At 55.9% G+C, this 24,828-nt stretch carries 20 protein-coding genes; 10 read left to right on the forward strand and 10 right to left on the reverse strand.

The window, feature by feature from the left end:
• Positions 1 to 148: 148 nt before the first annotated feature.
• On the forward strand, positions 149 to 1,156 hold the full coding sequence (locus RB_RS03200) for a class I SAM-dependent methyltransferase (protein WP_164921432.1): 1,008 nt from the start codon (positions 149 to 151) through the stop codon (positions 1,154 to 1,156).
• A 102-nt stretch (positions 1,157 to 1,258) separates the two neighbouring features.
• Here the strand turns inward: RB_RS03200 and RB_RS03205 are convergent, their stop codons facing one another.
• The gene (locus tag RB_RS03205; RefSeq protein WP_164921433.1) at positions 1,259 to 1,705 is read right to left on the reverse strand and encodes an NADAR family protein; all 447 of its coding nucleotides are present in this window, start codon (positions 1,703 to 1,705) and stop codon (positions 1,259 to 1,261) included.
• A 277-nt stretch (positions 1,706 to 1,982) separates the two neighbouring features.
• Here RB_RS03205 and RB_RS03210 point away from each other — a divergent pair, with 277 nt between their 5' ends.
• Complete coding sequence (locus tag RB_RS03210; RefSeq protein WP_011118448.1) at positions 1,983 to 2,879, forward strand: isochorismatase family protein; 897 nt, start codon at positions 1,983 to 1,985, stop codon at positions 2,877 to 2,879.
• A gap of 497 nt (positions 2,880 to 3,376) precedes the next feature.
• Here the strand turns inward: RB_RS03210 and RB_RS03215 are convergent, their stop codons facing one another.
• The 3 genes from RB_RS03215 to RB_RS03225 all read right to left on the reverse strand — a co-directional run bounded on the left by RB_RS03215 (position 3,377) and on the right by RB_RS03225 (position 6,450).
• Entirely contained in the window at positions 3,377 to 4,531 is a 1,155-nt protein-coding gene (locus RB_RS03215; protein WP_164921434.1) for a hypothetical protein, read from the reverse strand.
• A complete protein-coding gene (locus tag RB_RS03220; protein WP_231846165.1) occupies positions 4,528 to 5,187 on the reverse strand; it encodes a methylated-DNA--[protein]-cysteine S-methyltransferase in 660 nt (219 codons plus the stop codon). The genes RB_RS03215 and RB_RS03220 overlap by 4 nt, the downstream gene beginning before the upstream one ends.
• 93 nt (positions 5,188 to 5,280) lie before the next feature.
• Positions 5,281 to 6,450 (reverse strand): serine hydrolase domain-containing protein, encoded by a 1,170-nt coding sequence (locus tag RB_RS03225; protein WP_011118454.1) that lies wholly within the window; start codon positions 6,448 to 6,450, stop codon positions 5,281 to 5,283.
• 308 nt (positions 6,451 to 6,758) lie between these two features.
• Here RB_RS03225 and RB_RS03235 point away from each other — a divergent pair, with 308 nt between their 5' ends.
• Positions 6,759 to 8,384 (forward strand): arylsulfatase, encoded by a 1,626-nt coding sequence (locus tag RB_RS03235; RefSeq protein WP_011118456.1) that lies wholly within the window; start codon positions 6,759 to 6,761, stop codon positions 8,382 to 8,384.
• A 239-nt stretch (positions 8,385 to 8,623) separates the two neighbouring features.
• On the opposite strand, the gene RB_RS03240 is transcribed toward RB_RS03235, so the two are convergent.
• Complete coding sequence (locus RB_RS03240) at positions 8,624 to 11,449, reverse strand: hypothetical protein (RefSeq protein ID WP_164921435.1); 2,826 nt, start codon at positions 11,447 to 11,449, stop codon at positions 8,624 to 8,626.
• A 496-nt stretch (positions 11,450 to 11,945) separates the two neighbouring features.
• Between RB_RS03240 and RB_RS03245 the strand changes: the two genes are divergently transcribed.
• On the forward strand, positions 11,946 to 12,239 hold the full coding sequence (locus tag RB_RS03245; RefSeq protein ID WP_007329447.1) for a transcriptional regulator: 294 nt from the start codon (positions 11,946 to 11,948) through the stop codon (positions 12,237 to 12,239).
• 272 nt (positions 12,240 to 12,511) lie between these two features.
• Here the strand turns inward: RB_RS03245 and RB_RS03250 are convergent, their stop codons facing one another.
• On the reverse strand, positions 12,512 to 13,564 hold the full coding sequence (locus RB_RS03250; RefSeq protein ID WP_011118459.1) for a phosphatase PAP2 family protein: 1,053 nt from the start codon (positions 13,562 to 13,564) through the stop codon (positions 12,512 to 12,514).
• 382 nt (positions 13,565 to 13,946) lie between these two features.
• Between RB_RS03250 and RB_RS03260 the strand changes: the two genes are divergently transcribed.
• The 6 genes from RB_RS03260 (at position 13,947) to RB_RS03285 (ending at position 20,720) form a co-directional block, all read left to right on the forward strand.
• Positions 13,947 to 14,609 carry a DUF502 domain-containing protein gene (locus tag RB_RS03260; protein WP_164921436.1) on the forward strand — a complete coding sequence of 221 codons (663 nt, stop codon included), beginning with the start codon at positions 13,947 to 13,949 and terminating at the stop codon, positions 14,607 to 14,609.
• A 189-nt stretch (positions 14,610 to 14,798) separates the two neighbouring features.
• Positions 14,799 to 15,797 carry an ROK family protein gene (locus tag RB_RS03265; RefSeq protein WP_164921437.1) on the forward strand — a complete coding sequence of 333 codons (999 nt, stop codon included), beginning with the start codon at positions 14,799 to 14,801 and terminating at the stop codon, positions 15,795 to 15,797.
• 47 nt (positions 15,798 to 15,844) lie between these two features.
• The gene (lepA, locus tag RB_RS03270) at positions 15,845 to 17,659 is read left to right on the forward strand and encodes a translation elongation factor 4 (RefSeq protein ID WP_011118463.1); all 1,815 of its coding nucleotides are present in this window, start codon (positions 15,845 to 15,847) and stop codon (positions 17,657 to 17,659) included.
• 285 nt (positions 17,660 to 17,944) lie between these two features.
• On the forward strand, positions 17,945 to 18,535 hold the full coding sequence (locus tag RB_RS03275; RefSeq protein ID WP_007329453.1) for a hypothetical protein: 591 nt from the start codon (positions 17,945 to 17,947) through the stop codon (positions 18,533 to 18,535).
• Positions 18,536 to 18,813: 278 nt separating this feature from the next.
• Positions 18,814 to 19,935, forward strand: a complete 1,122-nt coding sequence (locus tag RB_RS03280) for a hypothetical protein (protein WP_011118465.1) — start codon at positions 18,814 to 18,816, stop codon at positions 19,933 to 19,935.
• 77 nt (positions 19,936 to 20,012) lie between these two features.
• On the forward strand, positions 20,013 to 20,720 hold the full coding sequence (locus tag RB_RS03285) for a polyprenol monophosphomannose synthase (protein ID WP_164922685.1): 708 nt from the start codon (positions 20,013 to 20,015) through the stop codon (positions 20,718 to 20,720).
• Between the two features lie 105 nt (positions 20,721 to 20,825).
• Here the strand turns inward: RB_RS03285 and RB_RS03290 are convergent, their stop codons facing one another.
• The 4 genes from RB_RS03290 to RB_RS03305 all read right to left on the reverse strand — a co-directional run bounded on the left by RB_RS03290 (position 20,826) and on the right by RB_RS03305 (position 24,596).
• The gene (locus RB_RS03290; RefSeq protein WP_164921438.1) at positions 20,826 to 22,514 is read right to left on the reverse strand and encodes a flavin monoamine oxidase family protein; all 1,689 of its coding nucleotides are present in this window, start codon (positions 22,512 to 22,514) and stop codon (positions 20,826 to 20,828) included.
• Positions 22,511 to 23,512 carry a calcium/sodium antiporter gene (locus RB_RS03295; protein ID WP_007337019.1) on the reverse strand — a complete coding sequence of 334 codons (1,002 nt, stop codon included), beginning with the start codon at positions 23,510 to 23,512 and terminating at the stop codon, positions 22,511 to 22,513. The genes RB_RS03290 and RB_RS03295 overlap by 4 nt, the downstream gene beginning before the upstream one ends.
• A 143-nt stretch (positions 23,513 to 23,655) precedes the next feature.
• Positions 23,656 to 24,027, reverse strand: a complete 372-nt coding sequence (locus tag RB_RS03300; protein ID WP_011118471.1) for a hypothetical protein — start codon at positions 24,025 to 24,027, stop codon at positions 23,656 to 23,658.
• 293 nt (positions 24,028 to 24,320) lie between these two features.
• Positions 24,321 to 24,596, reverse strand: a complete 276-nt coding sequence (locus RB_RS03305; protein ID WP_231846166.1) for a membrane or secreted protein — start codon at positions 24,594 to 24,596, stop codon at positions 24,321 to 24,323.
• Between the last annotated feature and the right edge of the window lie 232 nt (positions 24,597 to 24,828).

Genomic DNA, 24,828 nt, shown 5'->3' on the forward strand with positions numbered 1-24,828 from the left:
TGGTTTTCCAAGACCGTCGCCAAGCCACCTCCCCGTTCGACGGTCCTCCAATGCCGTCGCGTGACCACACCTGCCTGTACGATGGTCTTCCAAGACCGTCGAAGCCCTCTTCGCTCATCATCCGCGTCTTCGCCGTCCGTTGCTCATCATGCCCGTCGATCCCACACCAGTTCTTCAGTACATCAACGGCTTTCGATTTTCAAAAGTCATGTTCGCCGCGGTGGAGCTGGGCGTCTTCGATTCATTGGAGCAACAAAAACGGTCGGCAGAAGACTTGGCAATCGAGCTTCAGTGCGATCCCGCAGCTGTGAGTCGCTTGCTCAATGGATTGGTGGGGATGGAACTGCTTTCGCGAGACGGTGAGCAGTACAAAAACACGGGACTCGCAAGCGAATTGCTGACCTCGACCAGTCCCAACCGGATGACGGGCTACATCAAGTTCAGCAATGACGTCAGCTGGAAGTTGTGGTCGCATTTCGAAAACGCGATCCGCGAAGGTTCGCATCGTTGGAAAGACGCCTATGGTTGGGACCAGCCGATCTTCAGCAGTTTTTTCGCTGACGATGCGGCCATGCGAGAGTTCTTGATGGGGATGCATGGCTATGGCGTGATCAGTTCACCGAAGGTGGTTCGCGCGGTGGATCTCTCGCAATTCAACCACTTGGTGGATCTCGGCGGAGCGACCGGGCACCTGCCAATGGCGGCTTGCGAGGCCTACGAATCGCTGACCGCGACGGTGTTTGATCTGCCGGGTGTGATTCCATTGACCAAAGAGATCGTCGCACAGTCATCCGTTTCTGATCGAATCGATGTGGTTGCAGGCGACTTCTTCGACGATGAATTGCCTCAAGCCGATTTGATGTCGTTGGGCAGGATTCTGCACGATTGGTCCGACGAGAAAATTGATCGACTGCTGTCGAAGATCTATGATCGTTTGCCCGAGGGCGGCGGTTTGCTGCTCGCGGAAATCTTGATACAAGACGATCGTGGCGGTCCGGATTGGGGCCAAATGCAAGATCTCAATATGTTGGTGTGCACCGAAGGTCGTGAACGGACGCTGGCCGAGTACGAAGCGATCTTGCGTCGTGCCGGTTTCCGCGAAGTGACTGGGCAAGTCACCGGCGCACCTGTCGACGCAGTGCTTGCGATCAAGTGAGCTAGCTTGCCAGTGGAGGATGCAGTCGGGAATGCGCTCGCGTTGTCAGCCTGACATAATGCGGGGCTTCATGGTGTTTACCGCATGAGGACATTTCTTCAATCAGCCTGGTTCTCGCAGTTTCGTTCTTGTGTCCATCAGGATTCGGCCCAGCATGTTCTTTCCCCTGCCGTCTCCTCCATCACCCCAGTAGTCATCGTTGGTGGTGTGCTCGATGATTTTCGCGTCACCTGTCGCCAGCAGTAATTCGCGAAGATCCTCGTGTTGTGTGAATTTCGCCAGGATCGCTTCTCGCATGATGTTCACCTTCACGGATTCCCAGTCGCGTCGAAGCTTCCGTTTTCGGTCGCGTCCCATCCTCGCCGCCTGCATTGGCGAGTTCGCCTTTCTGATTTCTTCTTGATCAGACCCTTCCTGGAACTTCATTGCTTGGAAGTAGTGCTCCGACGTTGGCCAAACCTTCTTTCCAATTTTGATTGGATAACCGGCGAAGTTGGAGAATTCACCGTGTTCGTCGCCGGTGCTATAGAACTTGATTGGATCGGACATGACAATTGTCTGTCGTGTTGGAGGACTTGGATTGCTAAGCAGACACGATGCTGGATCGAAGGTTCGCACAACATGCTTTTCCAGCACGTGAACTTCGTCGGATCTTCGGCCGATGCTCAGGGGACAATGGGCGCGACGACCAAATTTATCGTTCGTGACCGGTGTGAGTTTGGTGTGGATTCCAGATTTTGGCTGCGAGACGCTGCTGATGTTGTTCCTGTGGCCGCGATGAGATGATTACGATGGATGCACCTCACTTTCAATTTGGAGATGTCGGATGGCGAAGCGTGTCGCATTGGTTGCTCTTTTATTCGGCGTTTTGTTGGGACAGGCTGCGATGGCGCAATCCGGCTTGGAACTTAAGCTTCAGTCCCAGACGAAATCGGATGCCGGAGAGTTTGTGCTTCAGCAGGTGAATGAGTCGTGGGAGCCAAGCAAGACCGCCATCATTGTTTGTGATGTGTGGGACTATCACCATTGTTTCAATGCTGTCGAGCGGCTGAATGAAATGGCACCGAGGATGAATGAGGTCATTTCGGACGCACGACGACGCGGGGTGACAATCATTCATTCCCCTAGCGGTTGTGTGGATTTCTACGCGAACAGTCTGGCGCGGAAGCGTGCGATCCAAGCACCTGTCGCCGAGAATTTGCCGAAAGAGATCGGCGCTTGGTGCTACAGCATTCCTGCAGAAGAAGAGGCTGAGTATCCCGTCGATCAATCGGATGGTGGAGAAGACGACGATCCCGAGGAACACGCGGCATGGGCGGCGAAGCTGGAGTCGCTCGGCCGCGATCCGAAGCGACCTTGGCAACGGCAACTGGATACGATCGTGATCGACGACTCGGTGGATTTCGTCACCGACCGAGGCGATGAGGTTTGGAATGTTTTGGAATCAAAGAACATCGACAATGTGATTTTGTTGGGTGTTCATACCAACATGTGTGTGCTCGGTCGTCCCTTTGGGCTTCGTCAAATGGCGAAGAACGGCAAAAACGTCGTGCTGATGCGAGACATGACGGACTCGATGTACAACCCGAAGATGTGGCCTTACGTCAGCCATTTTGAAGGGAACCGGCGAGTGATATCGCACATCGAGCGATACGTGTGCCCAACGATCACCAGCGACCAGATCATCGGTGGTACACCATTTCGTTTTGAAGGTGACGAGTGATCGCGGCGACCAAGCCCCTTCCAGTCGTCAGTCCCAAGAAGCAGCGCAACCACGTAGCCGACGGAGGCCCTCCGTCGGCAAACCAGTGTTCTTGCTGGAGAGATTGGACGTTTAATTTGGTTGTTTGCGTTCCTGCCGACCGATGGCCTCGGTCGGCTACATGGGATGCTGGCTGGAGGGGTTCCATGACTTGGCAGAGCGTGAGGGTTCATCTGCTCTACGTCAGGGATGCGTCGGTTTCACTCACGCGAGGCCGGATGTGGAGCGTCACATTGCTTTGGTCGTTAGTTCCAGGAAGCGGCGCAACCACGTAGCCGACGGAGGCCCTCCGTCGGCAAGCAGGCGTTCTTGCTTGGGAGATTGGGCGTTTGCTTTGGTTGTTTTCGCTCTTGCCGACCGATGGCCTCGGTCGGCTACATGGGATGCTGACTCGAGGGGTTCCATGACTTGACAGAGCGTGAGGTTTCGTCGGTTCAATGTCTCGCTCCGTCGGAACTTCATGCTTCGCTGTTGACAAGCAATTCAAATGGGAGCGTTCCGAATGGTTGTCCGTTGATCTGCAGTGTGACGGCGTGTCGGCCGGCATAGAGTTTGTACGTGGTGGCGTTCGCGTGCAGGCGATGGCGTTTCTTCAGTGAAGCGGTTTCGCCCTTGGTGAGAGCCAGACGTTTGAGTTTGTGGACTTTGGGGGCCGTGGTTCCGTTGGCCTTCACGAAGTCGATAACGTAATCGACCATCAATGATTCCGCACGCTCAGCGGTGATGGTGAAATCGAACTCGATCGAGTCGCCAGGCCGAAGCACCGTGCGCAGCAATCGGAAATTCGAGACTTCAATCTTCGGGTTGTCGCGAAAGCCAAGGAACTTCAACGCGGGGGAATGGCCTTGCTTGATAAGTGTTCGCAAGGCATGACTGCTGATCCAATCGAATTCCTTGGTCGTTTGGCGTTTCGCTTTTTTCCATTCTCGAAGAAGTTGTAGGACAAGCTTAGGGTGGGATTTGGAAATGTCATTCAGGTGGTTTGCAACGGACCGAGTGACATAGCGTGTTGGGTCAGCGTGCAGTGTTTCGAGAAACGGTATCGGCGTCGTGACGTCGATCGTTAGGCGGCGTGACCACGGCAGTTTGGGACGTGTTCCCTCGCTGACCAGACGCCGCACGTGATAGTTGGAATCAGTGGACCATTGAGCGAGTTCGGCCAGGGTTGCGTCGGGATGAGTGTCGATGAAGGCGCGAATAGCGTCTTCCATCGAGAACCGCATGGTGATTTGCTTGAGCGTTCGAAGCGAATGTCGAAGTTGTTTGCGATCGAGTCCGTTGCGGACGACAAACTCGCCGAGAGGAGCAAAGATAAAATCACCGAAGTCATCGTCGGTTCGAGTGGGATCCAAAGCCGGCGGAAGAGCCTCCTGAATCTGTTTGGCTGCGATGCGGAAGTCATCCGACAAATGTTTTTCGAGTACGCTCGCGATGTGAACGATGCGTTGTTTCAGTTCGAGGTCTTTGAGACCTCGCATGCATTGTCGGGTGAAGGCTTTGCCATCGAAGTTTGTGTCAGCCGTTTGGAACAACCCGCTCAGGTAGTTGACGCGTTCGCGATTGAAGAGTTGGTCCTTGAGGCTGAAGCCACTGCCGGTGGTCGTTTCGCTCATGACTGCGTTTGTTTCGGTGGTGTCGAGCAGGAGTGTGCTGAGCACTTCGGCTTTGGGACCGGAGAATCAAAGCCAAACAACTGGGGTTGGCTGAAGTCGGAAGAGACGCCCGGTTCGCCGATCGCACGTTCTCGTTTCAAGAGTTCGCGTTTGCGTTCCAAACCCCATCGGAATCCAGAGTCCTTGCCATCGGATCGAACCGCTCGGTGGCAAGGGACGGCCAATGCGATCTTGTTTTGACCGCAGGCGGCCCCGACCGCGCGACTGGAGCCTGGAGAGCCAATTTGTTGTGCTAGTTCGCGATAGGTGATTGTTTCGCCGGGCGATGTTTGCATCAGGCCTTTCCAAACACGTTTTTGAAATGGGGTACCCCGAAGGTCCAGGCGAAAGACCGGCGGCTGTGCCGGTTGCTCAATGAACTGCCGGATGGCAACCAGTTCCGTTTGAGAGTGGTCTGATGATTCGACAAGTTCGTGATTTGGGAATGCGTCAGCGAGTTCGGACAACTGACTCGACGGATCGTCACCGAGGGAAAGAAAGCAGATCCCTTTTGCTGAGTCGCCTTCGCAAACTCGCGCGATCAAGACGTTTCCAAGCGGGCAAACATCGGTCGCGAAATGCAATATTGATTCGCTTTGCTTTGGCGGTCGACTCATGCTTCGCTTTTGGAACGCTGGGGCGGAAAGGATCGAGTGAGAGTTCTTTGGGGACATCGTCGAATTGGCAGCTCAATGTGGGACCGCGAGTGCTCAGCGAGTTTCAGATGAGCGGAGTTGTTCGATGGCCCAGTCCGCGGCGATGGTTCCGATCTCGCCGGCGAGCGAATTGACTGAACCTTTGCCATCGGGATGAACGCGGTTGCTGAGGAAAATGACATAGAGCTTTTGTTCAGGATCGATCCAAATTGCGGTGCCGGTGAAGCCGCCATGTCCAAAGGCCGACTCGGTCATCGATTTGCCTCGGTTGGACGAGTAACCGGATTGCTTGTCCCAACCGAGGCTTCGCAATTGAATTTGATTTTCGGACGCACCAGGGACTTTGATGCCGGTGGTCATCGCATCAAAGGTTGATTGAGAAAACAGACTCACGTCTTCGTTCTTTCCCGATTTCAGCAAAACGTTGGCGAGCTTGGAAAGATCCTCGGCGGTGCTAAACAATCCCGCGTGACCAGCGACGCCGCCCAAGGCGTAGCATCGAGGGTCGTGGACTTCGCCTCGCATCCAGTGACCTTCGCGTTGTTGGGTGGTTGCGCAGCGCTCGTCGTCTTGTCCGATCGATCGAAAGTTGGTGTCTTTCATCTTCAATGGTTCAAAGATGTTTTGTTGAGCGAATTCATTCAGCGGTTTCCCGGAGACCTGCTCGACCAGTTCACCAAGAACCATGAAGCCAACATCGGAATACCGGAATCGTGTGCCAGGTGGGCTGCGAAGTTTCTGGTTCATCAAATTCGCGATCGATTCGGCATGCGTGCCTTTGTAGTCAGACATTCCGTTGTCGGGAATCAGTCCGGAGGTGTGCAGAAGCAGGTGCCGGATTGTGACGGATTCTTTGTCTTGACCTGCGAAGTCGGGAAGGTATTGGCTGACCGGATCGTCGATCGAAATTTTGCCTTGGTCGGCCAGGATCATCACGCTGGTTGCGGTCGCAATCGGTTTGGTCAACGAGGCCAGATCGAAGATTGTGTCTTCTGTCATGGGAACTTTGGTCGGTTCGACTTGACGATCCCCGAAAGCAGACTGAAAGACGGTTCGTCCGTCGAAGCCGATCGCGACAACTGCTCCGGGGCATTTGCCGGCTTGGATGCCTTCCTTCACGATCCGCCGCACATCGTCGGATGGGAAGTCTTCCGAGTGACCGGTCGCGGCAGTCGAGACAGCCAACAGGAAAACAAAGGCGACTCGCGAGATGATTTGGTTCATGGTGCCGGGGCAGAGAATGAAAGAACAGCGGGCTCGTGACAAAGATTCTGAGACGCCGTTAGTTTACAATGGCCGGCCGACCGAGATCGACTCGGACGGCTTGGTTCAGCTGCTCGACGCAAAATGTTTTGTGACGCCAGCTCGAAAGAGCCGCTCGGTTTTGTTTGGCCTTCCGTGTTTGGAAGCTGCTCGAACCGGTTCGGCCGTGGATATGCCCTTGAAATTCACGCAAACGATTCGAATGGCGTGCGTCGTCAGACAAAGCTACCTGCCCCAACATTCCCTACCCACTTATTGATTGAGTAAGCATGAAACGTGTTGTGATGGGAGCTTGCTTCTCCCTCTGCGTTTGTCTTTTTGTCGTTCTCGCGGCACCGCAATCGAGTGCCGCGGAAACTTCGCCACCCAACATTGTGGTGGTGTTGGTCGACGACATGGGGTTTTCGGACCTGGGATGCTATGGCAGCGAAATTGAAACGCCGCACATTGATTCATTGGCAGAGAACGGGTTGCGGTTCACGCAGTTTTACAACTCGGGCCGGTGTTGTCCGACTCGCGCGAGTTTGATGACGGGGTTGCACCCGCATCAAGTGGGGATTGGCCACATGACCGCACCTCCCGGCAAGACACTGGTCGCTCCGCCAGCCTACCAAGGACATCTGAACGAAACCTGTGTCACGATTCCGCAAGTGTTGAAGTCGAAGGACTATCACACATTCATGACAGGCAAGTGGCATTTAGGTCACGCGGATCAAAACGATTGGCCACTGCAACGCGGTTTTGATCGCTTCTACGGCGGAATCAGCGGCGCGTTCAACTACTTCAAACCGGGCGGTGATCGTGGGATGACCGATGGCAATGAAGAGGTCGAAACGGAAGATGGCTTTTACGCAACGGACGCATTCACTGACATCGCTTGTGACTACATCAGCGAAGCAACACGGACTGACGACAAGCCATTCTTTTTGTACCTCGCGTACAACGCTCCTCACTGGCCGCTCAATGCGAAGGTGAAGGATTTTGAGAAGTACCGTGGACGCTACGCAGAGGGCTGGGAAGCGTTGATGAAAGCTCGGCAAGCGAAGCAACGCGAGATCGGGCTGTTTGACGAGTCCGTGCAGCCGGCACCCCATGTTGGTCCGGCTTGGGAATCATTGAAGCCGAAGAAGCGAGATGATTTGGATGCGATCATGGCTGCCTACGCGGGATGCGTGGACAACATCGATCAGAACATCGGACGGTTGGTTGCTCACTTGAAATCAATCGACCAATACGAGAACACGTTGATCCTGTTCCTGTCCGACAATGGTGCCTGTCAGGAAGGCGGGCGATTGGGATTCGGCGACGAGAAAATGGTTCGCAATCCTCCGTTGGAAACAACCAACGGCGTGCGTCAAGGTTTGGCTTGGGCAAACGCGAGCAACACTCCGTTTCGTTTGTACAAGCATTTTTTGCATGAGGGTGGTGCTAACACTCCGATGATCGCTCATTGGCCCGGCGGAATCCCTGAATCTCGACGCAACTCATTCGTGAGACAACCGGCGTACTTGCCGGACATCATGGCAACCTGTGTCGAACTGGCCGGCGCAGAGATGCCCGGTGACGTTCCTCCCTGCGAAGGCAGTTCTTTCGTCAACGCGTTGATCGGCGACTCGGAAGTCGCCGGGCGGCCAATCCATGATTCACCGATGTTCTTCGAGCATGAAGGCAATGCGGCGATGCGAGACGGAGACTGGAAGCTTGTTCGCGAGTACGAGAAGCCTTGGGAGTTGTACAACATCGCCGAAGATCGGACGGAGTTGAATGACCTCGCGACGGAGGAGTCCGATCGGCGCGATCGGATGATCGCGGCTTGGGAGGCTTGGGCAACGAAGACAGAAGTCGCGTTTCCGGAGCGGTACAACATGTATCAAGAGATGAAGAAACACGAGTAGTAGCCTGGTTTCGTTACTCTCTTAGTTGCATCACCAGACAGTCGTCACGGCTTCGCAAGCAGCTGAGGCGACCCGGTCTACGTAGCCGACGGAGGGTCTCCGTCGGCAGAAATACACTGGAACGCGGTCGAAATGCGCGTGAGTTCAAGGGGACGTCGTTGCGGTGGGCGCCGTTTGTTGTGATCGTTTGCGCCCGAGCCGACGGAGGGCCTCCGTCGGCTACAGGTCCTTGGGGAGTTTTACTTGGATTGGTGTGAGATCGGACGCATCGCGGGCAACGGGTTGGCATCGGTTTCCCAAGCTCGGACTTGAATTTCATCAATGACCGCTTCGCCACCACCGAGGACTTCAAACATGACATGGATGGGTTCGTCGCTCACGGTTTGACGGTAGAGCGTGACCGGCGTCCAGTCGGGGCGATCTTGGATGAGCACGCCGAGTTCTTGCGTGCCCAACGAGTCGTACATCAACAGACCTTGATGAGGGCCGCCGAAGCCCAATGTGCGAACGACGGCGTCGATCCGCACGGCTCGGTTGGGTTCGACAAAGATCGGTGGGCTGCGTACCAACAAGGCAGTGCCTTCGTAGCCCCCAGGCAACGAGTCATCTCGTTTGGGAATGACTCGAACAGCCAACGCTCCCGTGCCGTGAAAGACCCCGCGATCAACGCATTCGGCAGCAGTCTCCGCCCATTCGGAGTGACGGCGACCAAAGGTCCAGCCTTCCGTTTGCAAACTGTCCGGACGGTCCATGCCGCCACCGCTGAGCAGGTTCACTCCCCAACGCGAGCGTCCGTGCACATCGCCGATTGGTGGTAGCTTCAACACCGAAGATGTTGCCAAACCAGAGTTCAACAGGGGAGACCAAGCGATTTGTGTTTCGTAGTTGCCGGCCTCCATCGGTGGGCTGCTGACAATCCCATACGGGTCTTCTCGAAAAGCGTCGCAGAGCATCCAGTTGGCTTTCATGCACCAAGCATCCGCTCGAGCCGCTAGGCGCAACGCGGATTGGGCGTCGTTGCTGCGTACCATGCGTTCGGAGTTATTGATCGTGCTCCGTGCAACTTCCAGCAAATCATTGGGGGCGTCTCGCGAGACGGCTCGGGCGGCGACGGCACGCGACCATGCTGTATTGGATTGTTCGATGGAATCGCGAGCCAGTTGCCAACGATCCAGTGATGCCTGCTGAGCAAATCTGGAAAGAGACGATGCCAATTGCCCTCCTTCGGAAATCTGGTCGCTGATCGCGATGACTTCGACCACATCTGGAGAAACGATCTCGATCGAGGTTCCTTGTGTGGTCGTTTCAGGTTCGATGCGTTCGGCGGCAAAATGTGTCAATCGCCACATCAGCTTGCCATGTTCGAATGCGGGCAAGTCAATGCGAAGCGTCTTCCCGTCGCCACCCATGACTCGAGTCCCGCGTACCATCGCGGAAGTGCAAATCAAAAAGGTGGTCGAGCCGCTGCTGAGTCGATGGGCAGTGTAGTACGGACCGACAGGAACCGACGTGATGTCGGGTGTTCCGGTCGAGATCCATTGTTCCAACGATGCCACGAAGCGGTTGATGAAACTGATCGCCATGCCGCGGTTCTGATCGAGTGTTTCGCCAGAGGCCAGCGATCGAGTTGAGCGGACGAGGATAGCCGAAGGAGCGTCCGCCATCGCATCGGCGACTTCCCGCCACATCGGTTGCCAGGCGAATGTCTCCGTGGGTGGAGTACCAATGCGATTGGAGATCGCGTTTGACTGAGCGATCGCGGCGGCGTTGGGCATCCCCAGCACGCTGACGGCAATTTGTTTGCCACCCAATCGCAATCGTTGTTGCGATCGTTCGCTGCGAATCGCTTGACTGGACAACGCGCGAATACGTGGCGGTGCCGTTAACACGGCCGCGTCGAGCATCGCGCCGTAATGTCGGAAGTCTTCGACAGGCGAACCAACAATCGGTCGTTGCCAACGTCGAGGCAATGCACGCAGGCGAGCGATCTTTTCAGAGATCTCCTCTCGATGATGACTGTCCATTGCCAACCCCGGTGCTGCGATCCAACCGGCGACCGGTTCAAGCAACGGTTCAAGTTTGGGGTCGGGGATGGTCGGGCACGGCGCGTACAGCCGCATGCGGTGAGCGATCGCGTCAGACAAGATTGCTGCTGTGGGTGGCTCGGCCAACCAGATCGCATCGAACCCGAGCGATCGTATCCAGCTGAGTGGTTCGTTGTTGTACTGAATGATTCGCGTGATGCGTCCGATGGGAAACGCGGGTTGATCAGCCGGAGAAACCAACGACCGCGGATTGGGAGCGGAATCGGACAAGTCCGGCCGACGTTCGCCTTGCAACAGCGACAGGTCAATGTTCATCCGCGAAGATGATTGCAGCGGCTTGCGAGTGACGTTGGTTGTTGAATGAGGTGAGCTGTCCAGTTCAGTGACCGGGACCATCGCATTGACGCGAAGATCGTCCAGACGCAAAGTTGCGTTGCCGGGTTTGCCGTACGCGTTGACGACGACCGCATCAACGTAAGGAGATGACACATCGGCTTGGATGCCATATTCGTTTCGCAGTGCGATGATCTTCAGTCGCAACGGTGCGGTGATCGAGCTGACCCCGAGACGTTGAAACTCGCCGACCCGCCGGTATTGAGATCCAAAGATGTTGACCGACGCGGGACGTCTCGTTTCAGGATCAATCAAATAAGGGAATCGAACTCGAAAGCCAATTTGGATTCCCGTGTTGAGTCCTTTGACCGACACCATCGCGGACAGTTCATCGATTGGTCGGACTGGTTCAATCGGGTAAACCAGGATGGCTTGGGTTCCGTGCCCCATCACCAACGTGATCGCCTCGCACACACCGCCTTCGGCCGAGGGATCGTTCTCGTGACCCTGTTCTGCAACCTTTGCATCGCAATCACTTTCGTGAAGCGACCATCGCGGCGGATAGGCATCGAGCGAATCGATCAACTGCGCTGAAGCGTCATTCACCGAACATAGCGAACATGCCATCGCGACAACGATGGATGCGATGCTCGCGCAAGTGGCCGTTCCGAGGCAGCGTTTTTTCATGGCGATCTTCGTTTGAGATGTGCGCGCACGCGGTGGCCACGCCCGATTCGATCGGGGCCGCATCGGAATACTTTTCCTAGCCGTTTCAGCCATCGCGGGAAGTTCTGCAAACGTGTCGGCGAGCCGGATTGAACGTTGACCATCTTCGGAGCCAAGGGAACAATCCCTTGCAAGTGACCGGGAGGCGAAAACGCAACATCGCGTTGAGAAACCTCCCCAACTACGGGTTGATCCCCCGAAACGCACCTAAGTGCTTGGGATACCAAGTCTTGGGCAGGAAAGCCAGATCGAAAGTGTGTTGCCAGAACGCCACGTTGCGAAAACGCAACACACATCACCAAAAACCGTAAGTGCTTTTCCCGTAATGAGTTCGGGATCACAACGTCGTTCCGGCAGGCGGCCGGCACCGCAAGTGCAATGGATGGCTATCACCAAACAAGCAACCACTCGCTGGTTTGGTCCCACACCCTGACGCCCTCGAAGGAAAGTCACTTTTATGACCAAGATCGCTGCAAACAACACCGCCAAACTCAACGACGAAACTCCTGTTGAATTGCAAGAAATGGCTGCCGCCATCGATGCACTGCCCGCACGCTATCGTGACGCCGTTGCACCCGCTTTGGCTCGAGTCGTGGAATGCAGCACTCGTCGTCGTCGAATTCTGAACTTGGTCCAAGAAGCCCTGTCGCAACTGCGTTTGGACATGAAGTATCTGATCTTCGATTTGGAAGCGACCCGTCGCGAACGTGACCAATACAAAGAGATGTTGGAACAAGACGGCTCGCTCTAAGCCGCAACGATTCAGGACGTTCGTTCTGACTCAACACGGATCCCGCCAGGTCGGGATCCTGACATTGGGTGTGTCGTCAGCCAGGATTGGCTCGGAGGTTTTCCGAGCCGACAGCTCAGACAGACATCACCACTTTCGATTCGCCAAACGGAGTCAATCGCGGTTATCGCGATGATGCACCGTGTCCAACGCGAAAACGAATTTCTTCTTGGCAACATTGCAGATCACAATTTATTGATCCGCTTGCATTGCTCCCGTCACGCGCCGCGAAACTAAGCCGCCCGTTCGCCCGCGTCGCCGTATTCTTGCTGGCCGTGATTCTGTTGACGGTAATCTAGTTGATGAGGCTTCTGCTCCTCGCTTCGATTACCATCGTTCGAATCGCCTTCGTTCGAATTGATCGGACGTGATTGCGAAGCATGTTGCGGTGACATCGTTGACTGGATCGCTTCGTATTGTTCCGTTGCGCTCATGTGCGATGCGTGAATCGGCGAAGCATGCATCGGGAACGAAGGCAACCGTGTCGATGAGTCGGCATCATGCGTTGCGATTGCTTCTGTTGAATGGCTGGTATCAACGCGAGTTCTTCGGCCAAGCTCAGGCACCATCTTGTCAAACAAGTTGCCCAACAATCGCGGGTGGAAGCAGACATAGGACCAAAACAGCCCAAACGCGACGCCGCCACACACATCGCTGGCGAAGTGAGAACTCGTGTTGACCCGATTGATCAGCACACCCATCCAGATCATCGCGAACAGAACGCGACCGCGGGGAACGACCACCCACAAACCAATCAGCATGGCTGTCGCGGTCACAACGTGACCACTTGGAAAGGCTCGCATCGCGGCATCGAACGATGCCACTTCACTGAGGTCCCAATCAAATGCCCAAAGCCAAGCCGAATCGTGTCCGGCGTGATTCAGATTGAGGTTGCTGGGGCGAGGCCGGATCACAAACATCTTGGCGATCGTTGCGATGGCTCCGCCACCCATGGCGAGTGTGGCAAGGCGTGGTAGGTGCCAGCGCCGTTTCGGTGCCATTAGCAGAATCGCCAGCAAGATCACAAAGACGCCGTAGCCATGCGATAGCACCAGCGAAAGTTCGAGTGCAGAATCCAACTCCGCTGGCAACGGTTCGGTGCGGAAATACGATGCGATGTTCACATCCACCAACGTCATCATCGGCACCAGCATCATCGTCATCGCTGCCATGTAAAGCAGCGTCACGGGACGATACAGCGTGACCGCATCGTTGGTCGTACTGGATTTGGTGAACGTTTGGTTTTCGCGAGGTTGAATTTCGCGAGGCGATTCGATTCGGTTCACGATGGCGTCCTGTATCGCGACTGGTTCAGATCGACGGTCTGGAGGCCGGATTCGCGATCGGACAACCGGGGCAAGATCGAATCCATTCGGTCATGCGGTCCGCGTCGATTGATGTGAATCCTGGACGATCCAGACGCTACGAAATGCCGATGAGCGGTGGGAACCCCAGTCGGGCTGAAGATCTTCGAGAGCCGTCAAAAGGCCGAGGAAATGGAAGAATCTCCCAACCGGCCGCGCCTTTGCAGTCGACGCAATCGGCCCAGATTTGGAGGTCACGCAGTGTGGTGAGTAGGTCACGCAGTGTGATGAGATCCGCGTATTGAGTTCGCCACCGGCGTGATACCATGCGATCTTTTGATTTGTTCCGTGAAACACTGACGCCATGAAACAGCACGTTCAAAAACATTTTTCGTTTCTTCGCACGACCGCGATCGGCGGAATCTTCTTCTTGCTGCCGTTGCTGGTGGTGTGCGTGTTACTCGGGCAGTTGGTTCAGGTCATCTACGCGGTGGCCATCGCGTTGTTGCCGTTCTTGCGTGATTACACGCCGTTTCATGACACAACGGGATACCTGTTGGTCTTCGGCATCGCAACGCTGTTGTTAATCTTGGCGTGTTTCGTCTCGGGCATCATGGCTCGCCGATCGATCGCGAGACAGTTCACTCGTTTCATCGAGAAGTATCTGTTGATGCTGTTTCCTCGTTACGCGATTTTCAAGGAACAGCTCAGCGGCAACATTGGTGGCGATGTTGCGAAAAACCGATTGCGTCCGGTTGTGGTTCAGTTGGAAGGGTTTACGCAGTTGGCGTTCGAGGTGGAACGGTATCGCGGGTCTGACATTGCCAACGATCCGATGGGAGTGACGTTGTATTTGCCGGGATCACCGGATCCATGGAACGGAAAAGTCGTGATGGTCGAAGCATCTCGAGTCCAGCGGATTGACGCACCGTTCGGCGATGTGGTCGGGACTTTCGAACAATTGGGCACCGACACTCAGAAGTGGGCTCGCGCCAATGCTTTGGCGGTTGAAAAGGAAGAAGCCTAGCCAAGTCTATCGAGAGTTCATTCGATCGAGTCTTTTCGGTGCTGCGTTGAACGCGGTCACCTCCGGACGGTTTAGCGGGGGAGTGATTCCCGCTGGGATTGGGGCATTGCGGCGATGTCAAAATTGGGCAATCCGCTATACTTCGCGCCGGCTACGAAGACTCATTCCCACCATTTTTCAAGCGTTTGCATGACAACCGATTCACGTCATTACTGGGGCATCGACATTGGCGGCACCAGCATCAAGTGCGGACTGGTCAATTCAGCTGGCGAGACCGTCGCGTTTGAACAAGTCCCCACGTTGGAAGCCGAAGGTCCCCAAGCGGCGGTCGACCGATTGGCCACGATGATTCGTGAAGTCGAAACGCGGACGAAAACCATCGGCAATGTGCCGCGAATCGGGATGGGGGCCCCCGGGCCGATGGATTTGCCTCGTGGGATGTTGGTGGCCCCGCCCCAGTTGCCTTCGTGGTGGGAGTTTCCATTGTGTCAAAGGCTGACCGAGGCAACCGGTCGCCCGATTTCGTTTTTGAATGATGCCAATGCCGCCGCGTACGGCGAGTTTTGGCTGGGCAGCGGCGCTCAGGGATCGTCGATGATTCTGTTGACGCTGGGGACCGGCGTCGGTGGCGGAATCATCGTGGAAGACCAATTGGTCAACGGTGTGAACAGTTTCGGCAGTGAGTGCGGGCACATCATCGTTGACCCATCGCCGGACGCTCAGCTTTGTGCGTGGGGCGGCGGTCGTGGGCAATTGGAAGCCTATGCCTCGGCCAGCGGGGTGGTCATGCGAACGCGACACCGGTTGGCAGAGTACCCAAAATCGCTGCTGCGGCCGTTTGTCGGCGAGAACAGTTCCCAATTGACCGCCAAACGGATTTGGGAAGCGGCGACGGAGGGTGACGATTTCGCGAATTTGATCATCGACGAAACGGCTCATTGGCTGGGAATTGGCGTCACCAACTTGGTTCACACGCTGGACCCCGGACACGTCGCTCTGGGTGGGGCGATGAATTTTGGCGGGTCGGAGTGTGAGATCGGGCGTCGTTTTTTAGCGGGCGTGGCCGAAGAATTTCGACAACGGACCTTCCCGAATGTCTTCGAGGGAACGACCATTTCGTTTGCGACACTCGGACACGAAGCCGGTTATTTGGGCGCCGCCGGGTATGCTCGCAAGCAAGATTCCTGAAACGCATTCGCCGTTTGAACAATCACCATCACTGAAATTGAAACCGGATGGCATCGAAATCCTCTCGTTCGCAAGAACACATTCGCAACTTCTGCATCATCGCTCACATCGACCACGGCAAAAGCACGTTGGCCGATCGTTTGTTGGAGAGCACCGGAACGGTTGATAACCGCGGGAAGAAGACGCAAATGCTGGATGACTTGGCGTTGGAACAACAACGCGGAATCACCATCAAAGCTCGCGCCGTGGCCATGCGATACAAACGCGATGGTATCGAATACGAATTGAATCTGATCGACACGCCCGGCCACGTCGACTTTCAATACGAAGTTTCACGCTCGCTGGCGTGTTGCGAAGGTGCATTGTTGCTGGTCGATGCTTTTCAAGGTGTGGAAGCACAAACCGTCGCCAACGCTTTCGCGGCAATGGAGCACGACCTGACGATTGTTCCGGTGATCAACAAAATCGATCTGATCCACGCCCGTCCTGATGAAGTGGCCGAGGAGATGATGAATTCGTTGGGAACCGATCCAGACGAATGTAAACGCGTCAGTGCAAAAACCGGCGAAGGCGTCGCCGCATTGTTGGATGCGATCGTGGATTCGGTCCCGGCACCGACTGGCGATCCAAAGGCGGTGCTTCAGGCGATGGTTTTTGATTCCAACTACGACGATTTTCGTGGTGCGATCACCTACATTCGCGTCATGCAGGGAACGGTTCGAAAGGGCCAGAAGATCAAGTTCCTGCGAGCGGGGTCCGTTCACGATGTTGTGGAATTGGGCCAGTTTGCTCCCAGTCGCGTTCCTTGCGACGAATTGGTCGCTGGCCAAGTGGGCTATTTGATTTGCAACATCAAGAGCCTTGGCGATGTGCACATCGGGGACACGATCAGCATCGCGGGCAACGATCCCGCACCGGCGTTGCCCGGTTATGACCGTCCAAAACGCATGGTTTATTGCGGATTGTTCCCCAGCGACGGGCAGGATTTCAGTGAACTGCGCGATGCGTTGGAACGATTGGCGGTCAACGATCCGAGTTTTGAGTTTGAGCCTGAAACGAGTGACGCGCTCGGATTTGGTTTCCGGTGCGGTTTTCTCGGCTTGCTGCACATGGAAATCGTCCAGCAGCGATTGGAGCAGGAATCCGATATCGATCTGGTCCAAACCGCCCCCAACGTGACCTACGAGATCACTGACAAACGAGGCGTGACGAAGAACATTCACAAGCCGCAAGATGTTCCCGACCCCGGTGACATCGAGAAGTTCTGTCAGCCGATCGTGCGTTGCAACGTCATCGTGCCTGAGGAATACATCGGCCCGGTTATGAAGCTGTGCCAGGAACGACGTGGCATCCAAAAGGGCCACGAGGTGCTGGGGGCTTCGCGAGCGATGCTGACGTATGACATTCCGCTGGCGGAAGTGATCTACGACTTGCACGATCGGATCAAGAGCTGCACGCGTGGCTATGGGACGCTGGATTACGAGATGGTCGGTTATGAAGAAGCGGACCTGTGCCGGTTGGATATTCTGGTTAACGGCAACCGAGTCGACGCGTTGTCGGTCGTTTGTCACCGAGCCGACGCGGACCGTCGCGGGCGTGCGGTGGCGAAGAAATTGAAATCGGAGATCGAACGTCATATGTTCGAGGTGGCTGTTCAAGCAGCGATCGGAAGCCGCGTGATTGCTCGTGAAACCGTGCCTGCGATGCGAAAGAACGTGACCGCGAAGTGTTACGGCGGTGACATCACGCGAAAACGCAAGTTGCTGCAGAAGCAAAAGGAAGGCAAGAAACGAATGAAGGCGGTCGGCAACGTTGAGATCAGCCAAAAGGCGTTCATGGCGGTTCTGACTGACGGCGAATGAGGGGACGCCGGCTTGATTGGCTTTGGATGCATCTGGAACCCGTGGATGCATCTGGAATTCGCGGATGCAGCTGAAATCACAGCGAAAGAGCAAGTTTGCGTGCTGGTCGCCTGATTGAGTTCCACGCGTGAAACGTTCCGACAAAAACTTTCCGAACGAATTTCCGGAATGACCCGCAAGATCGGAACAGTTTGACACGATACAGGTACTACGCAAATGAATGATCCTCTGCGGATTGGTTCAAGTGCGGATTTGCCAAGTCGGAAACCAAGGAAGGTTGCTCGGATGACCAGCAAGATGACCTCAACACTCACTCGTTTCGGGACGTTGTGCCTGCTCACCACTGTGGTGATCTCTAGCACAGGTTGCTACGGCCTGGGCGGCAGCAACTACAACTTGGGAATCCTCGGATTTCCAATTCCTGTGAGCCCGTACTACCAGCACAAGCAAGAAGAGAAGTTCCACAACAAGGAACGCTATGACCGGGTGCCGATTCTCGGCCCCACCACGTCAGGCGGTCCTCCAATCGCGTTGGATCCACCCAGCGATGACGAAGTGATGCAAGCACTCGAGCAGGCTCGTCCTGTCCAAGGCGGCATCCCGTTGATCTGGGAAAAACAACGCAACGATGTGCGAATCATCAAAGAGAAGATCGCGGATTACATCGATCCACCGCGATTCTACCCTTTGATCGGTCCAGCCCAGCTGCACCACGCACACTACAAGTGCACGATCTACTTCGACGAGTCGACCATCATCGGCTACCCCGTTCCGCACACGCTGCGTGACCGCGAAGCGATTGAGGTCGTCTACATTGACCACAACCACTTCCACATGGTTGGTGACGTCGAGCCTTACACGACACCGAACCTCTAGGTCCGAGCCTGTTGGGATCGGAGTTCCGGATGCAACACTCCGGTTGGCAATCGCACTGAACAAACGCAACGGTCCGATGAGCATTTCAGCTCACCGGGCCGTTTGTTCGTTCAAGCCCGACATCTTTCCCACACCGCACGGTTTCCCCACGCGATGCGTCTGACTCGTGATGGCGTTGAGAAACCAGAAAAGGACGTCGGGATTCTTCCCGGAAGCATGGTCGACGGGTTAGCGTATGCGGACTGAAATCACGTCCCGCTCCTCGCGAATCCCTGCACATGAATTCTGACGAAAACCCTTCTTTGACCAGCGACTCGCCACGATTCGACGCCGATGATTTGGGCACGCCCGATTCAGTGGAGTCGAGCCCCACCGCCAATTCGGAAGTCTACGAAGACGTGCCGGATGACGAGCCCGTCGGCGAAACTTCCGCGGCTACCGAAACCACGACGGAAACGTTGACGGCTGAAATGCTGAACGAAGACGTTTCGGACTTGGCTGACGACGTCGAAGAGCTTTCCGATGAAGTCAACCAATTCGCGGTTTCCGCCGTCGCCGCGACGGACGCACCCGAGGAATCGATCGACACGGAGCTGTCGCCCGAACTTTTGGCGTTGCAGCAGCCCTTTGTTGGCCAATGGAACGGGTTGGTCAGCACGACCAACTGGGAAAAGGGACGCATCATCAGTCAGTGGCGGGCGGCGTTGATCGAAGCCGGTGCTCCATCGACCGAGTATTCCGATGAAGCATGGGCCTCTCGCGTCGGAGGTGTCACGGCACCCCACGTGGGGCGTCTGCGTCGTGTCTTCGACCGATTCGCGGAAGACCAACCTAAGTACGAAGGTTTGTATTGGTCGCACTTCTTGGCTGCACTGGATTGGGATGATGCGGCCCTATGGTTGCAAGGAGCCGTGGAGGAGAAGTGGTCGGTATCGAACATGCGAGACAAACGTTGGAAAGCCAACGGTGAAGTCGAATCGCAGCGTCCGTCGGCCAGCCAAATCATGGAAGTGGATTTGGATGAGGACCAGCCCGAAATGAGCGATGCCAACTTGGGCACCGCTCCCGCGCAGGGCGACGATACGACGAAAGACTACGACGGAGATACCGATGGCGTCCAAGGTCCGACCTACGAGGGACCAGACTTCGGCGAAGAAGAGGAATTGAACAAGCTCGGCGAATCGGGCCGCGAAGAAGGTGAGGCGGGACTTGCGACAGAAACGCCCCCGTCACCTTTGCAACCGTTCGCTGGTTTGCCAGAATTGCCAGATGACCTCAGCGACGTCGTCGAACAACTGAAATTATCGATCTTGCGGCACAAGTCCGCCGGGTTCAACGATGTGTCGCCCGACGTGATCCGCCGCTACCTCGAAGCGGTTGCACTCCTGATTGAATCGTAGCCATCGACACGACTTCTGAAATCGCCAACGAAACCGAATCGCATTCCGTTGCCCCCGACGTTGCGTCGGGGCAACGGATCTTAGTTGGGATCTGCACCTACAACGAAGCCGCCAACGTTCAGACGATGTTGACGAAGATTCGTGCGGCTTTGCCAAACGCGGTGTGTTTGGTCGTCGATGACGATTCGCCCGATGGAACCGCGGAGATCGCGCGACGGTATGCGGAGGAATCCGGTGCCAGCGATTCGGTGCTGGTGAAAATCCGCAAGGACGAACGCGGATTGGGTGGCGCGATCCGTGCCGCGATGCAAACCGCGATTGATGGGAAGTACGATTTGTTCTGCAACATGGACGCAGATCTCAGTCACGACCCGACGGATCTGCCTCGGTTGGTTTCGACTTGCCTGAAAGAGAACGCCGACGTGGTCGTTGGATCACGTTACATCGAAGGCGGCGCGATCGTCGGTTGGCCTTGGCGTCGCAAAGTGATGAGCGGTTTGATCAACGGGTTCACGCGAAAGATGTTGCGGTTGCCGGTTCGTGATGCCAGCGGTTCCTATCGTTGTTATCGCGTGGGTTGTTTGGCCGGGTTGGATCCGCCTCGTAATCCGAGTGACGGGTACGCATTTATCCAGGAAGTCTTGCTGCGGCTGCATCGTGATGGAGCCAAGTGCGTGGAAGTTCCAATCACGTTCACTGAACGCGTGCATGGAACCAGCAAACTGAATTTTCGCGAAGCAATTCGAAGCAGTTTGACGGTGTTCCGATTGTTGGCAGCTCGGTAGGCCATGTTTCACATGGCGACTGCGAATAGGGGCTTCGTTTGCGGTTTGGGTTGGTTTGGGGTGGTGTGTGGAATGGACCGCCGCGATCGCCAGGTGGAACCTGGCCTACGTGGATTTTCGTCGCACTTTGCTTTGAGCGACGGCTTGGGCGGCTCGTCGGCCGTGGTCGAAGGCTTCTTCGAACAAAGCAACACCGCTTAGATCCGACGCAGCAAAATGGATGTTGCCAATGGAATCGCTGGCTCGCGCCCGCATCGGGTTGGAGCGGCTGCCAACGATCGGCTGGATCATGGCATGTCCCCACACCATGACATCCAACGTCTCGATTTGATTGCGGATGTCAGCGTGCATGACTTCGAGATCACTGCAAACGACCTCAGCGGCTTCTTGCCACGTCAGGTTCAACAGTTCGGTGCGAGTGATCGCGGCGTTGTCGGTGGTGAGAGCTTGGTACCAAGTCAGCACCGTTCCACCGTGGTCGCGACCGGTTTGATGTCCCGCGTTGACATAGCCCAAAGAGTCGGACTGATAGCGAACGTTGTCCCAGCACATCGCTGGCTGAGTTTCTTTCGGTCGATCCTTGAGCGCAACGTTCGCAACCAACCAACTTCCGTATTGAAACGACCGAGCCGCCTCGATTCGCTTCTGTTTGATGTCACCGAGTGAGTCGGGTAACAACTGAGACGCAATGAATTGTGGGACGGCGAGGATGACCGAGTCGGCGGTGAAGTTCACTTGCTTCTGGGTTTGCGTGTCGAAGGAATGCAACGTGTGGACGCCGTCTTCGTTCAGGCGGATCGAAAGAACTGCTTGGTTCTTTTCAACGCGATCGCCAACGCGTTGTGCCAATTGATCGATTAGGAAACCGTTGCCTTCGGGCCAAGTCAAAACGGGAGCGGACTCGGCCGAACTGGATGGCTTGAGAAGCCGCGAGGCAAAATAGAAAATTCCCGCCCACGCACTGGTTTGGTCGGCACGCAGTCCATAGTCATCCCGACACGAGTGGTCGACCAACCAAAGCAATCGCGGCGAATCAAATTCGCGAGATTGCATCCACTGCATCATCGAAAGCTGATCGAGTGACAGACACTCGGGATCGTCGCTTGCTTGCGAAGTTGGAAGTACGAACCAAGGTTTGCCGCTTGCATCTGTTTGCTGTGCATATTCTGACATCTCCTTCTGAAAGCGTTCAATCTGCGAGATGTCCTGGCTGCTCGCATCACTCAGTGGTAGCAAACCGTATTGCCACTGGCCGTTTGCCCAAACCCTTTCTTCAGGATCGCGACAAAGCATTTGCTCGGCGGGCTCTCCGTTTTGATCGAGAACTCCGCAGTCTTCCAAGAAGGATCGCAGCGGTTCGTTGTGAGTACCGGGAAGCGGCAAGTAGTGTGCTCCCCACGGGGCACGCAGTGATCCAAACGAGTCGGATTTGTACTGAGTGCTTTTTGAAGTTCCGCCGGGCGACGATTCCAGTTCAAGGATCAGGAAATCGTCGATGCCAGACTTCAACAGTTCATAGCCAGCGGACAAACCAGCGGCTCCGCAGCCAACGATGATGCAACTGGCGTGGCGACGAATGTCGTCTGATTTAGAAGGGAATCGTTCGGTATCGGGAACTCGCAACCAATGGCCGATTTCGCGGTTCGGCGTGAGCATCGAGCCTGAAAAAGGCAGAGCACCCGACCACTTCGATGACAGTGAATCGCAACCGACGCAGGCGAGGGCACCGGCACCGAGCACCGAAGACAGCAAATCTCGCCGGGTGTAGCGAAGTCTTCGGGCCTGAGAATTCATCCGAAAGCTCCGTTGGTTTTCAATAGGTAACCGACATAGCTGCAGTAGATCACAATCATCAGTACGCCTTCCCAGCGAACGATCGTTCGACCGGTCCGGTACAGAATCCAACTGAGCATCGCGGCGATCACCATCAAAGGCATGTCCAGTCGCAGGATTTCGTCGGCAACGTTCAACCCGCTCGGGGCGATGACGGAGGTGATGCCGAGGACCGCAACGATGTTCAACGTGGTGCTGCCAACGGCGTTGCCAATCGCGATTCCGCGTTCACCTTTGATGGTTGCGGCAACGGAAGTGACCAGTTCAGGAAGCGAAGTTCCCGCAGACACGATCGTGAGACCGATAACCAATTCCGAAACGCCGAGAATACGTGCCATCGAGACGGCCCCGTCGACGAACAAGTCGCATCCGAAGACCAAGGCGGCGACACCGGCACTCAGCAGGATCAATTGCCAAACGATGACGGCAACCCGGCGACCCAAGGTCTCAGCGGCCTCTTCGACAATCTCTGGTGTCAGCAGGTCGTCGCTGATTGGTTGACTCCCCGACTTCTTTCCCAGTCGGTACGAAATTGCGAAGTAGCCAATCATGATCAGAATCAACACGATTCCATCGAAGCGTCCAATGATTCCGTTCAAGGATGCGACCAGCATCGCGATGGTCGCGGCGATCATCACGGGAACGTCAAAGCGAGTGATCTGTCGATCGACCGGCAGCGGTGCGAACAGAGCACTGAAGCCGACAATCATCAACATGTTGAACAGATTGCTGCCGACGACGTTACCGATCGTGATGTCGGCTTGGCCGCGCAGAGCGGTTGCGAACGAAACGGCCATTTCAGGGGCGCTCGTTCCGAGCGAAACCACGGTCAGGCCCACGAACAGGGGACTGAGCTTTGCCGCGATCGCCAAACGGGACGCACCGCGAACAACCCACTCGCCTCCGATCAAAAGAAGGAGGACGCCGCCGAGAATCTGGAGTGCAATGATGCCATTCATAGGCCCGAAAATAGACAAGCGTGCCGTCTCGCAACAGGAGACGACACGCTTGAAAGTTGTTTCGGTGATCCAGGCATCAGGATCACACGTCGAAATGGTTTGCCTTTTGTGTGTCAGGCCATGACACCGCAGCCGAAACCGGATCAATGATGACCACGACCGTGTCGACCGTAGTGCAGGTCATAGTGACCTGGTTGATAGTGGTAGTGGTTTCCGTGAGGAACCAAGGCTGGTGCGTGGTAATCGTAGTGTGGCCGGGCGTATGCACGGTAGCTGGACGAATAACGGCTTGGGTAAACAACCGGTCCGAAGGCTCGGTGGCCGTTGTTGTAGTGGCCGCCGTAATAGCTTCCATAGCGACTGCCGTATCGGCTTGGTCCATAGTTGCCGTAGCTGAAACCGCCGGTTCCGATGCTGAGCGAAAAGCCTTGCGCGTTTGCTTCCGGGGCGTCTGCCAAGAAGGTTGCGGCGACGGCGAGAACCGGGACGGCGATCCATTTGATCAATCGAGACATTGTTTTTTTCTCCGTAGAAAACTTGTTCCGCCGCGTGATGCCGCCTTGGCATCGGTTCACAAAGTCGCGTGAAACTCATTTCGAAGAAGAATCAAAGCAAGCCTGGGACCAAACGGTGCCAATTCGTCACGGAATCTGAATGAAAGCGGAAAACGTTGGCTTTCTGAGAAGAAATCCCGATTTGGAGCGCGGGCCGACGAGCGATGTCGCTCCAAAGTGCAGTCAAATTGATGTCGCTTCTCGTTGCATGTTGAGACAAACGGCACCCGAATGGGGAGAGTTGCGGTCGAGGGTTATCGACCCAACCAGGGCATCGCGTCGGCACTCAGGCGGTTTCGGACCGGTCCCGGCAGCGGTTGCTGATAGCTGGGCGGCCGGCTTCCTTGGTCGTTCGGGCCGATATCAGTCAGCGGATAGGGATCGTGCACGATCGCGCGAGCTTGTTGTTGGTTCATGGTTCCCGGTGCAGGCAACACACCGCGACCGCGGCAACCAGCGGACAGGCCAGCGAGAAGAACCAGCGAAGACACGCCAGCGAGCGAGCATACGCGCAGGGAGGAGTTGCGCATGAGATCGGTCCTGAAAAGTAGGAGAGACACGGATTGGGAGGGCGGCGTTGCCGGGGAGGGTTGGGAAGAGCAAGCTGCCGGCGGGTCACGTCATTGAATGAAATGACCCTACATGAATTCATCGAACGATCGCGATGCCGCCTGGAAGGCTTCCCGTCCTGCGAAGCGAAAAGGGCGGACGGCAGGTTGGATTGATCCGGTCGATTCCGGTTGAAACGTTTATTCAAATGGC

Source organism: Rhodopirellula baltica SH 1, assembly GCF_000196115.1.
In the GTDB taxonomy this organism is placed as follows: Bacteria; Planctomycetota; Planctomycetia; order Pirellulales; family Pirellulaceae; genus Rhodopirellula; species Rhodopirellula baltica.